This window comes from Methylobacterium guangdongense (assembly GCF_038442355.1).
In the GTDB taxonomy this organism is placed as follows: domain Bacteria; phylum Pseudomonadota; class Alphaproteobacteria; order Rhizobiales; family Beijerinckiaceae; genus Methylobacterium; species Methylobacterium guangdongense.
In genome coordinates this window covers 387,962-402,580 of the sequence record NZ_JBBXMX010000003.1, presented here as the reverse complement: position 1 = coordinate 402,580, position 14,619 = coordinate 387,962, and the positions used below count along the sequence as shown (strand labels likewise).

Annotated in this window: 12 protein-coding genes; 6 read left to right on the top strand and 6 right to left on the bottom strand. The window is 68.5% G+C overall.

Features of this window, described 5'->3' with window-relative positions; all coding sequences use genetic code 11:
• Positions 1-2: 2 nt before the first annotated feature.
• Positions 3-584, bottom strand: coding sequence for a polysaccharide biosynthesis/export family protein (locus AAHG09_RS09020; RefSeq protein ID WP_342106834.1), 582 nt, complete (start codon positions 582-584; stop codon positions 3-5).
• Between the two features lie 196 nt (positions 585-780).
• On the opposite strand from AAHG09_RS09020, the gene AAHG09_RS09015 reads away from it, so the two are divergent.
• Positions 781-2,979 (top strand): GumC family protein, encoded by a 2,199-nt coding sequence (locus AAHG09_RS09015; protein WP_342106737.1) that lies wholly within the window; start codon positions 781-783, stop codon positions 2,977-2,979.
• A gap of 3 nt (positions 2,980-2,982) precedes the next feature.
• On the opposite strand, the gene AAHG09_RS09010 is transcribed toward AAHG09_RS09015, so the two are convergent.
• Complete coding sequence (locus tag AAHG09_RS09010) at positions 2,983-4,167, bottom strand: GNAT family N-acetyltransferase (protein WP_342106736.1); 1,185 nt, start codon at positions 4,165-4,167, stop codon at positions 2,983-2,985.
• A 248-nt stretch (positions 4,168-4,415) separates the two neighbouring features.
• Here AAHG09_RS09010 and AAHG09_RS09005 point away from each other — a divergent pair, with 248 nt between their 5' ends.
• Complete coding sequence (locus AAHG09_RS09005) at positions 4,416-5,477, top strand: polysaccharide deacetylase family protein (protein WP_342106735.1); 1,062 nt, start codon at positions 4,416-4,418, stop codon at positions 5,475-5,477.
• A 6-nt stretch (positions 5,478-5,483) separates the two neighbouring features.
• Here the strand turns inward: AAHG09_RS09005 and AAHG09_RS09000 are convergent, their stop codons facing one another.
• Together AAHG09_RS09000 and AAHG09_RS08995 are read right to left on the bottom strand one after the other, a co-directional pair.
• A complete protein-coding gene (locus tag AAHG09_RS09000) occupies positions 5,484-5,837 on the bottom strand; it encodes a hypothetical protein (RefSeq protein ID WP_342106734.1) in 354 nt (117 codons plus the stop codon).
• 68 nt (positions 5,838-5,905) lie between these two features.
• A complete protein-coding gene (locus AAHG09_RS08995) occupies positions 5,906-6,112 on the bottom strand; it encodes a DUF2842 domain-containing protein (RefSeq protein ID WP_243919435.1) in 207 nt (68 codons plus the stop codon).
• Positions 6,113-6,258: 146 nt separating this feature from the next.
• Between AAHG09_RS08995 and AAHG09_RS08990 the strand changes: the two genes are divergently transcribed.
• The 4 genes from AAHG09_RS08990 to AAHG09_RS08975 all read left to right on the top strand — a co-directional run bounded on the left by AAHG09_RS08990 (position 6,259) and on the right by AAHG09_RS08975 (position 11,227).
• Positions 6,259-7,413, top strand: coding sequence for a COX15/CtaA family protein (locus tag AAHG09_RS08990; RefSeq protein ID WP_412760006.1), 1,155 nt, complete (start codon positions 6,259-6,261; stop codon positions 7,411-7,413).
• Positions 7,414-7,562: 149 nt separating this feature from the next.
• Positions 7,563-8,246 (top strand): PAQR family membrane homeostasis protein TrhA, encoded by a 684-nt coding sequence (gene trhA, locus AAHG09_RS08985; RefSeq protein WP_342106833.1) that lies wholly within the window; start codon positions 7,563-7,565, stop codon positions 8,244-8,246.
• A 131-nt stretch (positions 8,247-8,377) separates the two neighbouring features.
• A complete protein-coding gene (locus tag AAHG09_RS08980; RefSeq protein ID WP_342106732.1) occupies positions 8,378-9,577 on the top strand; it encodes a glycosyltransferase family 4 protein in 1,200 nt (399 codons plus the stop codon).
• A 129-nt stretch (positions 9,578-9,706) separates the two neighbouring features.
• A complete protein-coding gene (locus AAHG09_RS08975; RefSeq protein WP_342106730.1) occupies positions 9,707-11,227 on the top strand; it encodes an undecaprenyl-phosphate glucose phosphotransferase in 1,521 nt (506 codons plus the stop codon).
• Positions 11,228-11,278: 51 nt separating this feature from the next.
• Here the strand turns inward: AAHG09_RS08975 and AAHG09_RS08970 are convergent, their stop codons facing one another.
• Both AAHG09_RS08970 and AAHG09_RS08965 read right to left on the bottom strand, forming a co-directional pair.
• Complete coding sequence (locus AAHG09_RS08970; RefSeq protein ID WP_342106729.1) at positions 11,279-11,632, bottom strand: hypothetical protein; 354 nt, start codon at positions 11,630-11,632, stop codon at positions 11,279-11,281.
• Between the two features lie 172 nt (positions 11,633-11,804).
• Positions 11,805-14,375, bottom strand: a complete 2,571-nt coding sequence (locus tag AAHG09_RS08965; RefSeq protein WP_342106727.1) for a TonB-dependent receptor — start codon at positions 14,373-14,375, stop codon at positions 11,805-11,807.
• Between the last annotated feature and the right edge of the window lie 244 nt (positions 14,376-14,619).

The window sequence follows — 14,619 nt, the reverse complement described above, 5'->3', positions numbered from 1 at the left end:
GCTCAGAAGAACCGCTCCTTGACCACGATCGTGTCGCCCGGCCGAACCGAGTACGTCATCGGCACGATGCCGGAGACCAGCTTGTTGCCGCCGATGTCGCGGGTCAGGACGGCGTAATCCCGGGCGGCCCTCGGGCCGAATCCCGCAGCGATCGCCACAGCCGTCTCCACCGTCATGCCGTTCACGAACGGGTACTGGCCGGACGTCGTGACCTCGCCGAGGATGTAGAACGGCCGGTAGGAATCGACCTCCACGGTCACATGCGGCTCGCGCACAAAGCCCGAGGCGAGCTTGGCCTCGATCGAGCGGGCGGCCTGGCCGGTCGTCTGGCCGCCGACCTGCACGACGCCGATCAGCGGCATCGCGATCCGCCCTGCCCCATCGACGGCGTAGATATTCGACAGGTTGTCCTGTCCGAACACGATCACGCGCAGCTTGTCGCCCGCCGCGAGGGTGTAGCGGGCGGCGATCGATCCGGTGCCGGTCGCGTCGAGCTGATCGGTCCGAAAGGTCGGACGCAGGCATCCGCCGAGCGCCAGGGTCGTGCCGAGGGAGAGAAGGAGAGCGCGCCGGTTCATCACCATCGCCGTCATGGATGCGGTTGAGGCAAAACTAGGCTGTTAAGGTTAACAAAATCTCATCGTCGCCCCCGTCCTCGTTGTTCGTCAGCGTCTTGGCAAGGAAGCGTCGGCTTTAACTCTTGAGCAACCTTAATATCCGCTAATAGCCGACGGGCGGCTTTACGTGCTGCCGGTCTGCCCCCGCGCCCAGAGCGTCCGCATGTCTCGTATTCGTCAACGCTCGATCGAATCTGCCCCCGGTGCGGTGCCGGGCGCTCAGGACGGTGTCGGCCTCGCCCACCTGCCGCGTATCCTGCGGCGCTCGCTCGGCTGGATCGTCGGGCCGACGCTGGTCGTCGCCCTGGGCGCAACCGTCTTCGTCAACGTCGTGAGCCCGCGTTACACCGGCGAGGCGAAACTTCTCCTCGAGAGCCGGGATCCGGCCTTCGCCCGCACCGCGCAGGAGCGGGGCGACCAGCTCGCGCCGATCGACGAACAGGCTGTGGCAAGCCAGGTTCAGGTGGTGATGTCGCGCGATCTCGCCCGTGAGGCGATCCGCCGGCTCAAGCTCGTCGGCAACCCGGAATTCGATCCCGGCGCGGGCAGCATCGGCCCGGTGCAGCGCGTCATGATGATGCTCGGCATCGGCGCCAACCCCCTCGATCGCCCGGCCGAGGATCGGGTGCTCGACGCCTATTTCGAGCACCTGCTCGTCTATCCGGCGGGCAAGTCGCGCATCCTCACCATCGAGTTCCGGGCCAAGGACGCCGCGCTCGCCGCCGAGGCCGCCAACACCATCGCGCGCCTCTACATCGCGTCCCTCGAAGCCGACAAGGTCGACACCGCCCGTTACGCGTCCACCTGGCTCGGCGGTAACATCGACGGGCTGCGCAAGCGCGTGGCCGAGGCCGAGGCGAAGGTCGAGGCGTTCCGTGCGAAGAACGGCCTCGTCGGCAGCGCCACGGGCCGGCCGATCACGGCGCAGCAGCTCGGCGAGCTGTCCAGCCAGCTCTCCTCGGCCCGGATCCTGAAGGCGGACCTCACCGGAAAGGTGAAGGCGATCAGAGACTTGATCAAGGACGGGCGCGCCTTCGAGATCCCGGATGTCGCCAACAACGAGGTCATTCGGCGGATCGTCGAGAATCGCATCGCCGTGCGGGCGCAGCTCGCCCTCGAATCGCGGACGCTCCTCCCGGCCCATCCCCGCATCAAGGAGTTGAAGGCGCAGCTCGAGGATCTCGACGCGCAGATCAAGGCCTCGGCCGAGCGGATCGTCCGCACGATGGAGAACGACGCCAAGATCGCCGACGCGCGGGTCGACAGCCTGCAGGCCGCGGTGAACGGGCAGCAGGACGTCGTCGTGCGCGGCAATTCCAGCGAGATCCAGCTGCGTGCCCTGGAGCGCGAGGCCAAGGCGCAGCGCGAACAGCTCGAATCCTACCTCTCCCGCTATCGCGAGGCGGCGGCCCGCGACGGGGAAGCCGCGACCCCGGCCGATGCCCGCATCGTGTCCCGCGCCGTCACGCCGGAGGTGCCGTCCTTCCCGAAGAAGCTGCCGATCGTCGCCTTCGCGACGCTGATCACGCTGCTGCTCTCGGCCGGCGCCGTCATCGCCCGCGCCCTGCTGGCCGATGCCGCCCGGACTTCGGCCGATCGGGACGACGCGTTCGATCCCGCCGAGGACGATCAGCGCCGCGAGCCGGTCCCGGAGCGGCCGCTCTTCGCCTTCCCGGAGGCGATGCCCCCGGCCGGCTGGCCGAAGACCTCCGAGCCTCCGGCTGCTCCGCCGGAGCAGGCGCCCGCGATTGCAGCCGAGGCCTTCGATCTCGCCCCCTTGATTGCGCGCATCACCGCCGCTCCGCGCGCCGCGGATGCGCCCTCCGGCCGCCGCGTCCTGATCGTGGAGACCGGCCTGACCGACGGCGTGGCGGGCCTGTCGACCGCCCTGCCGCGGGCCCTCGGCGCCGCCGGGACCCTCGTCGCCGTGGCGCTGAACGCCGGGCGGCCCGACGGCAACCTCGGCTTCACCGATCTGGTCGCCGGCGAAGCCGCCTTCCTCGACGTGATCCAGGCCGACCGCGTCAGCGGGCTGCACACGATCGAGACCGGCCGGCACGCGACCTCCGTGCTGTTCGACGAGCCGGATGCCCTGACGCTGACCTTCGAGGCGATGGCCGAGGCATATGACTGGGTGGTCTGCTGCCTCAAGGTCGCTTCGGATTCGAACGATCTCCTCGATCTCGTCGGGGGCTACATGGATACGGTGGTGATCGCCTCGAACGCCTCGGCGGAGGATCCGGCGCTGGCCGATCTCTACGCCACCGCGCAGGAGGCCGGTGCCGGGCAGATTCTGGTGGCTCAGGACCGGCCGGCGGCGGGTACTGCGGTCGATGCCGAGCTTCGCCTCAACGCCGCGTGATCGTCACCCGCGGCGCAGTTTCCGCAGCCGCTGGAACGCGGCGTACAGGCGCGGGTCACGCTTGATCGCGCGCTTGGCCCGCACCAGACCCTGCCGGGCCGCGCCATAGGTGCGGCCCGCCATCGTGACCGGAATGATCGCCTCGACGAGTTCGATGGTCTCGTCGCAGATGCTGGCCTTGTAGCGCGCCTCGCCGACGCCGAGATCGAAACCGAGCCTTCCCCGCGTCGCCTGCTCGCGCACGAGGTGCTGCAGCAGCAGGTCGCCGGGACTGTACCGGGCGATCTCGGGATCCGGATCGAAGGCGGTCATCATCCCGCTATATCGACGATGGCTGACCGCGCCGCCGAAGGTCGCCAGCACCCGTCCGCTCTCCGCGAGACAGAGCGCGTGGATCTCCATGGCCGGGTCCGGACCGGCGGCCGCCGCCGTCAGGAAGGCGCGGATCGCCGGATCCGCGTAAGGGTCCGGGATGCCCATCGCGGCGAACCGGACAGACTTGTGGGCGTAGAACGCCGCGAGGAACCGGTCCGCCTCCGCGTCCGTCTCGGCCCGGCGATAGGCGACCGGCCCCTGCGCCTCGATCAGACGCTTCTCCTTTGAGCGCAGCTTCTTCCGGGCGTCGGCGCTGAACACCCGGCGCACGGTCGCCTCCGGGTCCGAGTCCAGGGTCAGTCCGTAGCCGTTGCTGGCCTGGGGCTCGCCGCTGGTCGCGAACGGGTTGGCGGCTCCGTCCCAGGATCTGGGCTGATGCTGCAATTCATAGACGTCGATGCCGGCCGAACGGCCGGCCTGCATCAGCGCCGCGGTCACGTCCTCGGGGCGGGTCGCCGCCGCGTCGCGGCTCGCAAACAGGGGCAGATGATAGTTGGCATGGGTGTCGCCCACCGTCCGAGCGACCCGCAGGCCGCAATGACGCTCGACCGTGAGCGGCAGGAGGACCCGGGGGCGGCCATCCCGGTCCCGCAGGAGCAGGACGCGGGCGACGCCGAGCTGACCGCGTGCCTTCAGGTACGCCATCACCCAATCGAACCGCTGATACGGCGTCTGAACGGCATCGGGATCGCACGCGATCTGGCGCCAGACAGCCTCTGCGGCCAACGGATCCTGAATGATCTCTGCCGTCAGCGCAGCGATCGGTCGAGGAGCGATCCTATCGATATCCGTGACCTGGAGGGCGGCGGCCATCGTCTCTGATCCCTGTTGGCGTGCGCAGGGTGACCCGGCACATCCCGCTTTTCATCGGCCTCGACTGAACAACTGGTGGAATTCCGGCCCGTGCTCGACCAATCTCTGGCGCTTCGCGACGTCAAAAACTTGATGTGGCTAATACTCTGTTGCTCATTGACTGAGCATCACGCCGTCTTTCGAGTTTATTTACCGCGATGCGCAAACCATGCCGTTTGCGGGCCGGCCGGCCCGGTCGGTCTGAGATCATGCTGTCGTCGGATACCAAGCATCGCGTTTTCGAGACCGGCTTCCGCGCGATCCAGGCGATCGGCGCCGATCGGTGGCTGACGCCGGCGTCCCGCGGGCTCGGGGTGATCCTGACCTTCCATCACGTCAGCCCGGAGCCGCCGGCCGCCTTCGCGCCGAACCGCCTCCTGTCCATCACGCCGGACTTCCTCGACCTGACCCTGCGCGAGCTGGATGCCCGCGGCTTCGAGGTGATCGGCCTCGATGCCGTGCCGGAACGCCTCGCCCAGCCGGATTACGGCCCGCCCTTCGCGGTCCTCACCTTCGACGACGGCTACCGGGACAATGTCGTGCATGCGCGCCCGGTGCTCGCCCGCCACGGCGCCCCCTGGACGCTGTTCGTCACCAGCGCCTTCGCGGATCAGACCGGCCGGCTGTGGTGGATCGAGCTGGAGCGTGCCATCGCGCGACTCGACCGCGTCCGGATCGCCATCGGATCGCGCAGCGTCGACCTGCCGGCGCGCAGCCCCGGCGAGAAGGCCCTCGCCTTCGACGCGGTCTACCGTGATCTACGCGGCGGCGGCGAGTCGGACCTCCTCGCCCGGATCGCAGAACTCTGTCGCGAGGCCGGCTTCCCGCCTGGGCAGATCGCGTCCGAACTGTGCCTGTCCTGGGCCGAATTGCGCGCCCTGGCGCAGGATCCCGCCGTGACGATCGGGGCGCACACCGTGACCCATCCGATGCTGGCGAAGCACCCGGAGGCGTTCGCCGCGCACGAGATCACCGAGGGGCGTGCGCGGATCGAGGCGGCGCTCGGTCGGCCCGTGCGGCACCTCTCCTATCCGGTGGGTGATCCGGGCTCGGCGGGGGCTCGGGAATTCGGCTTGGCGCGGAGCCTCGGGTTCGCCACCGGCGTCACGACCCGGCCCGGCCATCTCTTCGCCGGCCATGCCGGCCATCTCCAAGCCCTGCCCCGCGTATCGATCAACGGCTGCCATCAATCGCGGGCGGCGCTCGGCGGCCTGCTGTCCGGCGTGCCGTTCCTGGCCTGGAACCGGGGGCGTCGCCTCAACGTCGCGTAGTGCCGGTCAGCGCCGCCGCCGGTGCCGATATCCGGTCGAGAACGAGGCGTATTGCCGGCCGCGATGCCCGCGGTAGCGCCGCCGGCCGCTCGTGGCGGCCTCGGCCGTCTCCTCGACCTGCGGGATGGCCTCCGCCATGGCGGAGGCGGGCGTCGACACGGCATCGGCCGACGCGTAGCCGCCGGCCACGTTCTTGGCGGCGGGACCGAACATCGCGAGGCACTGGTTGTAGGCCAGATCGTTCTTCAGCCGCTCGCATTCGCCGATCGACCGCGGCGTCCCCTGAGCCAGGGCCGGCAGGGGGGCGAGCAGCACGATGAGGGCTGCGAGAGGCGTGAGGCGCAGGGAGGGATGGAGCACGACGCAGCGATCTCGGGAGCGGACAGGCCGCTTGTGATCGCGGAGTGCGGCGAAATCGAGGGACGGCGTTAACGATCGGGCCGCTCCATCCACCGGATCAGCGGCATCAGCGGGAAGATCCAGGCGATGCCCAGGATCGAGTAGAGCACGGCCTGCACCGCCGCGGGCGTTTCGGCGATGCGGCTGTCCGCCAGCGTCATCGCCAGCGGTCCGTAGACGCAGACGAAGGCCAGGATCGCGAGGGTGCCGATCAGGGTTCGGGTGCGGCGGCGCATGGCGTCTCGTGATGGTTCGGCGATGGACTCGGCAAGGGCGCGTTCCCGTGGGCTATCGCCCGATCCCGCGGTTGGCAACGCGCTGTCTGCCGCGGGCTGCGGCGCCGCCGCCGTTGCTGCCGGCACCTGCATATCCTAACTCCCCGATGACCGGCGTATTCCGGGTTGGGTCGGAAGGACGGCTGATGAGGGCGAGAGTTGCGGGCGCGCCGCGATCGAGCGCGGTACGGACTTGGCTGTATGTGGTCGCCGCCCTGGTCGTCGCCATGGTGGCGGTCGGCGGCGCGACGCGGCTTACCGGATCGGGCCTGTCCATCACCGAGTGGCGGCCGGTCACCGGGGCGATCCCGCCGCTGTCCCAGGCGGATTGGGCGGCCGAGTTCGCCAAGTACAAGGACACGCCGCAATACAACATCCTCAACCAGGGCATGGGGCTGTCGGCCTTCAAGGTCCTATACGGTTGGGAATGGGGCCACCGCCTCCTCGGGCGGCTGATCGGGCTCGTCTTCTTCCTCCCGCTGATCGTGTTCTGGTGGCAGGGGAAGATCAGCCGGAAGCTCGGTCTCGGCCTCCTCGGCCTCGGCGTGCTGGGCGGCCTGCAGGGGGCCATCGGCTGGATCATGGTGGCCTCGGGCCTTCAGCCCGGCATGACCGCCGTGGCGCCGCTCAAGCTTGCCCTGCACCTGACCATGGCGAGCCTGATCCTGGCCGGTCTGGTGTGGCTGGCAGCCGGCGAACGCGGCGGCGCGCTCAAAGCGGCACCGGCGCGCCTGCGCGTGACCGCGATGCTGCTGCCGGTGCTGGTCCTCGTGCAGATCTTCCTCGGCGGGCTCGTCGCGGGCTCGCATGCCGGTCTGGTCTACAACACGTGGCCGACGATGGACGGTGCCCTCGTCCCGCAGGCCGAGACCCTGTTCGCCATCCGCCCCTGGATCGAGAACTTCGTGGACAATCACGCCCTCGTCCAATTCGACCACCGGATGACGGCTTATCTCGTGATCGTCGTGGCGATTATGCACGCGGTCGATGCCCGGGTCGCCGGATCGAGGGGCGCCGCGGGCCGTGCGACCGGGGTGGCCGTCCTGGCCCTGGCCCAGGCGATGCTCGGGATCGCGACGCTGCTGCTGGCCATTCCCCTGTGGGCGGCTCTGGCCCATCAGGTCCTGGCGATGGCGGTCCTGACCATGGCGACGGTCCATGCCCGGCTCAGCCGCGGCATCGGACAGGAGATCGGCCGTACGCGCTTCGAACAGGCAGGTCCGCCGATCGGCTTCGAAGGGCTCGCCGGGCGCGGCGTTTAGACTTCCTGCGGTGCGGCAAGGTTGCCGCATTGCACGAGAGCTGTAACGGCAAGTCGGAATCCTTTGGATAAGTCCGGCTCAGCACTCCGCTCATGGAACGATCAAGATGTCTCAAGCTTTAGACTGCACGCGTTGCAGGAGGCCTGATGATGTCTCTCGCGGAGGATGGTCGCCCACTGTCGCTGACGTGGCATTACACGCCGCGCGAGATCGTGGCGGACGGCGTGATCCACGGGCTCGGGGTCGTACTCGGTCTGGCGGGCGCCGTCGCGCTGGTGACAACGGCGGTCACGGCGCATCTGAACCTGGGTGAGCGGGTCGCGGTGGTCGTCTACGCGACCGCCCTCGTGCTGATGCTCGGCGTCTCGGCCCTGTACAATCTGTACCCGGTGAGCCCGCGCAAATGGCTGCTGCGCCGGGCCGATCACGCCCTCATCTACCTGATGATCGCCGGCACCTACACGCCGCTCGTCGCCCTCGTGGGGTCCGGGCCCCGAGCCTACCTGCTGCTGGCGATGATCTGGGTGGTCGCCCTGGTCGGCATCATGGTGAAACTGCTGCTCCCCGGGCGGTTCGACCGGCTGTCCATCGGCCTGTACCTGACGCTCGGCTGGAGCGGTCTGCTCGCCTACGAATCGGTGATCGCGAGCCTTCAGCCCACGGCCCTGTGGCTGCTTGCGATCGGTGGCGCCCTCTACTCGATCGGCGTCGTGTTCCACGTCTGGCGGACGCTGCCCTTCCAGAATGCGATCTGGCACGGCTTCGTGCTGGCCGCCACCGCCTGCCATTACGGGACGATCTGGGCGAGCCTGAACGGACTGCCGCTGACATGATTTGTTTTCAGTGAAGTAAAACTCCGCTTACCGTCTCGAAAGAAAGGATGCAGCGGCCAAGCTGCGTTTAAGACCCCCACGACCACTGGCACTCCATAAATCCCGGGACAGTTTTCACCGGGAGCGATACCGTGGTCGCCAAGTCGAACGACGCTCGAACCGCCGAGCGTTACCGGATCCTTCACATCTTCCGGGCCCCCGTCGGCGGGCTGTTCAGGCACGTCATGGATCTCGCCCGGCTTCAGGCCGAGGCGGGACACGCGGTGGGGATCATCTGCGATTCCGTGACCGGCGGTGAGCGTGGCGAGCGGGCCCTGGCCGACCTTCTGCCGTATCTGGAACTCGGACTGGTCCGGATTCCGATGCGCCGCAATCCGGATCGGTCGGACTGGGGTTGCCTGCGGGCGGTCGGGCGGCGGGCGGCCATGGTCGGCGCCGATGTCCTGCACGGCCACGGCGCAAAGGGCGGCGCCTACGCCCGGCTGGCCCGGGGCAGCGCGGCGATCCGCTGCTACACGCCACATGGGGGCAGCTACAACTACCGGCCCGGCACGGCGCTGCACCGCCTCTACATGGGCGCCGAGGCGGTCCTCGCCCGCCGGACCGACGCCTTCCTGTTCGAGAGCGAGTACGTCGCCGGTCGGCATCGGAGCTTCGTGGGTGGACCGGAACGGGTGACCCGCATCGTCCACAATGGCCTTGCCGATGCCGAGTTCGCCCCCCTGGCGCGCGCCGACGATCCCTTCGACCTCCTCTATGTCGGCGAGCTGCGGGAGGCCAAGGGCCTGCCCTACCTGCTCGAAGCCCTGGTCCGGCTCCGGGCGGAAGGCCGGGCGCTGCGCCTGCTGATGGTCGGGTCCGGGCCGGACGCCGAGATCCTGCGGGAGAATGTCGGCCGCCTCGGGCTCAGCGGCGCCGTCTCGTTCGAGCCGCCGCAGGCGATCCGCTCCGTCCTGGCGCGGGGCCGGATCCTGGTTGTGCCCTCGCTCGCGGAATCGCTGCCCTACGTCGTCCTGGAGGCCGCGGCCGCGCAGCAGCCGCTGGTCGCCACGCGAGTCGGTGGGATCCCTGAGATCTTCGGGCCGGCGGCGGAGGATCTGATCCCCGCGCGCGACCCCGGGGCTCTCGCCTCCGGCATCCGGCGGGTGCTCGACGAGGCGCCGGCGGTGCTCGACGCCCGGGTGCGGGCGCTCAGCGCTTCCGTCCACCAGCGCTTCTCGCTGGAGCGCATGGGCAGCGAGGTGGTCTCGGGCTACGCCGCCGCGTTCCAGGCCCGCACCGACCGCCGCACGGCCAAGGTCCCCGAGATCGCCGGGGCGCGGACGGCGTAACGACGCGCGGGTTGCCCGCGCGCGACGATCAATATCGCTTGGGCGACTCGCTTTTTAAGTCTTCCGATAATGCCCCGTGCCACGCTGCGACCGAGGAAACCACCGGCGGGTGCGGAAGAGGGCCGTTCGATGAGTGCGTTCGACATCCGCGATCTTCTGGAGGCCGCCGGTCCGCTTGAGGCGCAACCCGCGTCTCGCACCGATGCCGCGACGCCGCTGGCCGAGACGGCGGTCCCGGGCAGGACCGCGATCTCCCCGGTCGTGGTGGCGGGGCTGGTCCGGGCCCTGGAATGCGCCCTGATCTTCGGCCTCGGCGCGCTGTTGCACCTCGTCATGCTGCATGGACGCGTCGGTTTCGGCGTGACCTATGCCGGCGCGATCGGCCTGATCGCGGTGATCACGGTCGCGCTGATTCAAACGGCCGGCTGCTATCGCATCGCGGCGTTCCGCTCCTTCTTCAGGAGCGCGCTCCGGTTGATCACCGCGTGGTCGCTGACCTTCCTGATGGTGGCGGCCGGCTTGGTGCTCGCCAAGGTGGCCGACCATTATTCGCGCCTGTGGCTGGCGACCTTCTACGGGACCGGGCTGACGGCGCTTCTGATCGGTCGCTTCGTCCTGTTCCGGGTGATCGAGGCGCAGACCCGCGCCGGCCGCTTCGACCGGCGCACCGCCATCGTGGGGGGCGGCAAACCCGCGGAGGATCTGATCGCCGCCCTGGAGGCTCAGAGCGATAGCGGCATCCGCATCGTCGGCGTGTTCGACGACCGCAACACCGATCGGTCCTCGGACGTGGTGGCGGGTCACCCCAAGCTCGGCAATGTCGACGACCTCGTGGCCTATGCCCGGCACGCGCGGCTCGACCTCATCGTCTTCACGATCCCCATCACCGCGGAGGCGCGCATCCTGCAGATGCTGGCCAAGCTCTGGGTGCTGCCGATCGACATCCGGCTGTCGGCCCACGCCGCCAAGCTGCGCCTGCGGCCGCGCAGCTACTCCTATCTCGGCTCGGTGCCGGTGCTCGACGTGTTCGACAAGCCGATCGCCGACTGGGATGTCGTGGTGAAGGCCCTGTTCGACCGCTGCGTCGGACTGATGATGCTGCTCGCCCTGTCGCCCGTCATGCTGACCGTGGCGCTGGCCGTGCGCCTGACCTCACGCGGGCCGGTGCTGTTCCGGCAGAAGCGGCACGGCTTCAACAACGAGCTGATCGAGGTCTTCAAGTTCCGCTCGATGTATGTCGATCAATGCGACGCCGGGGCGGCCAAGATGGTGACCCGGGGCGACCCGCGCGTCACCCCGGTGGGCCGCTTCATCCGCAAGACCTCCCTCGACGAGCTGCCGCAGCTCTTCAACGTTCTGAAGGGCGACCTGTCGCTCGTCGGCCCCCGGCCGCACGCGCTGCAGGCCAAGGCGGCCAACACCCTGTACGACCAAGTGGTCGACGGCTACTTCGCCCGCCACAAGGTTAAGCCGGGCATCACCGGATGGGCGCAGGTCAACGGCTGGCGCGGCGAGACCGACACGTCGGAGAAGCTGCAGCGTCGCGTCGAGCACGACCTGTACTACATTGAGAACTGGTCGGTTCTGCTCGATTTGCAGATCCTGGCGACGACGCCGTTCGCGCTGCTCAAGACCGAGAACGCCTACTGATCGCCGCGGAGCGGCCCCGGCTGACGTCGAGCCGGGGCCGCGTTGCAGGTCCTACGGAAGGGCGCCGGCCTTCTCCTTGGCCTTCATGATGGTGTCGCGGCAGCCCTGGGCGTCGCCGGCCTTGTCCTGCTCGCCGGCCTTCGCCACCAGCTTCTTGGCTTCCTCGACGCCGGCCGCGGTCGGCTTGACGCTCGCGTCGGCCGAGGTGAGGGCCGGCGGCTTGTCGAGCGCCTTGGGCGAATCGGACGAGGTCGTGCCGCCGGGCGGGGTCTTGCCCGTCACCATGGCCGCGCCGGCGCTGTCGAGCCGCCGCTGCAGCGTGCTGACTTCGTCGGCGCACGGGGTCGCGAGGGCGGGCGTGGCGGCGGCGAGCGCCAGGGCTGCAACGGCAAAACGAAACATCATCGAGGCGTTTCTCCATGGGTCGGGCCCCGGCGGTCCGGAGCATCTCCCGTTGGAGACGCAGCGCGCACCCGCCCGTTCCCGAGACAGGAGGCCGCACGGGCCTATGAAACGCCGCGGGCGCCCCGCCCAGTCCGGAGACCGCGCGGGGCGCCCGCATCGCAGTGGCAGGGTCTCAGTACTTCCGGATGATCGGCTCCGGCGACATCGGCACCGGGTCGGCACCGAAGGCGTAGCGGACGCCGGCATAGATCGAGAAGGGCTGCGCCAGGGTCGTGGTCCGCGGATCGCTGATCCGGAGGTTCCCCGCCACCGCGCCCGGCTCGGCGAAGGTGCCGAAGGTAGTGTAGCGGTTGTTGGTGAGATTGGTGATCAGACCGAAGACCTGCAGGTTCTTCGTCACCTGATACTTCGTCTCGAAGTTCATGACGTAGTAGGGCGGCAGCTTGCGGTTGAGGTTGGACTCGTCGCCGCGGAAGTAGGACGCGGAGAACGCCTGCAGATAGAGCCCGAGCTGCCAGTTCGGCGTCACGAAGTAATCGAAGCCGGCCTTGAACTGGTGGGTCGGGACCAGCGGCACGACGTTGCCCTTGCGCACATCGATCGCCCCGTCATCGGCGAGGGGGTTGTTGGGCGACGAGAGAGTTCCGTTGAACTGGAAGGTCGCGTCGACCAGGGCGTAGTTGGCGTAGACCCGGAGATAATCGGCCGTGTACTCGCTGCCGACCTCGATGCCCTGCCGCTGCGTCGCCGGGACGTTGACGAAGTAGGCGCGGGCGGTGTTGCCGGGGGTGGCCAGGGACAGGATGTCGTTGGTCAGATCCGTGCGGAACGCGCCGATCTTGTAGGTGATGACGCCGCCGTCATAGGTGTTCGGCAGCTGGCCGCGGAAGCCGACTTCGTAGGTCCGCCCCGTCACCTGCTTGAGCGGCGGATCGGCCACCAGCGAGTTCGGCAGCAGGCACGGCCGGTCCGGATTGGCGCAGGCCAGTTCCAGCGGCGTCGGCGCGCGGTTCGATTCCGAGTAGCTGCCGTAGAGGTTCAGAGCCGGGTCGAACTGATAGGTCAGGCCCGCCACCGGGTTGATCTTGTTGTAGTAATGCGTCCCGGTGACATCCGGCGAGAAGCCTGTGAGATCCTCGCTCTGGATCCGGGCGAAGTTGAGCCGCGCGCCCGCGGTGAGCGACAGCCGGTCGGTCACGTCCAGCGTGTCGAGGGTGTACAGGCCCATGTAGAGGTTGGAGCCGTTGACCGAGCTGGGCGCGATGCCGAGGGCACCGGCGGTCCGGAGCTGCGGCGTGCCGAGCCCAGGGATGTTCCCGTAGAACGGGTTGTTCGGATCCGTGGTGATCGACAGGTTCGGGTTGATGACGCCCAGGGTGCTCGACGACTTGAACGAATAGTTCGCCGTGTCGATGCTGCCGCCGACCACGAAGGAGTTCGGCAGGCCGAACACCCGGTCGCGGTTGGCCGCCTGAAGCGAGCCGCCGAAGCCGGTCGCCTCGGTGTTGGTCACGTCGAGGGTGCCGTACGGGATGCCCGAGCGGAACGGGACCCGCTGATTCTGCTGGCCCAGAATCAGGAACTGGTTGCGGAAGGCGAGCTGGGACTGGCCGGCGGCGGGGCTGAACCCGTCATCCTCGAAGCACAGATTGCCCCGGAAGCTGGAGCGACTGCTGCAGTTCTCGAAGTTGCCGTCGTTGCCGTCGACATAGGTCTGGCTGAACCGGCGGAAGTAGGCGTTGCCGGCGAGGTCCCAGGTCGGCGAGATGTCGACCCGGCCGGTGAGCTGCAGCGTGCCGACCTCGGTCGTGGTGGTCTGCGGGTAGGTGAAGATCGCCCGCGGGTCGCGGTGCGTGAAGTCCACCGGGGTCGCGGCAGCGGCGCCATAAAAGCTGCGCGCGGCAAGCCCGATCAGGTGGAACTCCGAATCCTGCGAGCGGTAGCCCAGGTCGGCATAGAGGCGGCCGATCGTGCTCGGGCTCTCGTAGCGCCAGCCGCGGTCGTTCAGGCCGTCGCCGGTGAAGTAGACGCTCCACGGCCCCGAGACCTTGCCGTATTCAAGGTAGCCGGCGGTACGCCCATCCGAGCCACCCCAGGCGGCGATCTCGGTGCCCTGCCAGGTGAAGCCGTTCTTCATCTGGATGTTCACAGCGCCGCCGAGCGCGTTGAGACCGAAGACCGGGTTGCCGGTGACCACGTCGATCCGCTGGATCGCCTGCGGCGGGATCAGGTCGAAGTTGACGATGTCGCCGAAGGCTTCGTTGATGCGGACGCCGTTCTGGTAGACGGCCAACCCCTGCGGGACGCCCTGCACGGGCGACGCCGTGAAGCCGCGATAGGTGACGTCGACGCGGTTGTTGTTGCCCTGCGAGTCGGACAGGTTGATGCCCGGGGTGCGGCGGGCGAGCGTCGTGGTCAGGTTGTTGCTGGCCTGATCGATGTTGAGATCACTCGCCGTGACCGATTCGACGGTGCTGGGAATCTTGTTCAGGGGCTGTTCGGAGCCGCGCAGACGGGTCGCGCCGCTCGGGCCGACCGAGCCGAGCGGCGGCACCGGACCGGGACCGTTGAAGATCTGCGACGCACTCGACGTGCCGCCACCCGATCCCACCGGGGAGGTCGAAACGACACTGATTTCGCCCAGCGTCACCGATTGTTGGGCCTGGACGGTTCCGGAGATCATGGATCCGGCCAGAACCGACGCAGACGCGATCAGGCTGCCCCGCAGCGCCCGAAGTGACATTTCAACCCCCAAAACGTGAGACCCGTGCCCGGCTTCTGCCAAGCTTGGAGGCACTCTTGAGGGCTAACAGGAACGTGATCAATCGCCACGAAAGCGTGATGAGCGGCTTTTCACGCCGGGAGCGTCATCCCGGAGTTGAAGTCCCGGCTGCGTGATCAATCGGTCACAGTTTCGAGAGCAAATTCAGACACTTAGGGATATATAGGCAAGACGGTCGGGAGAGTTCGGCAATGCGTCTTCGTGC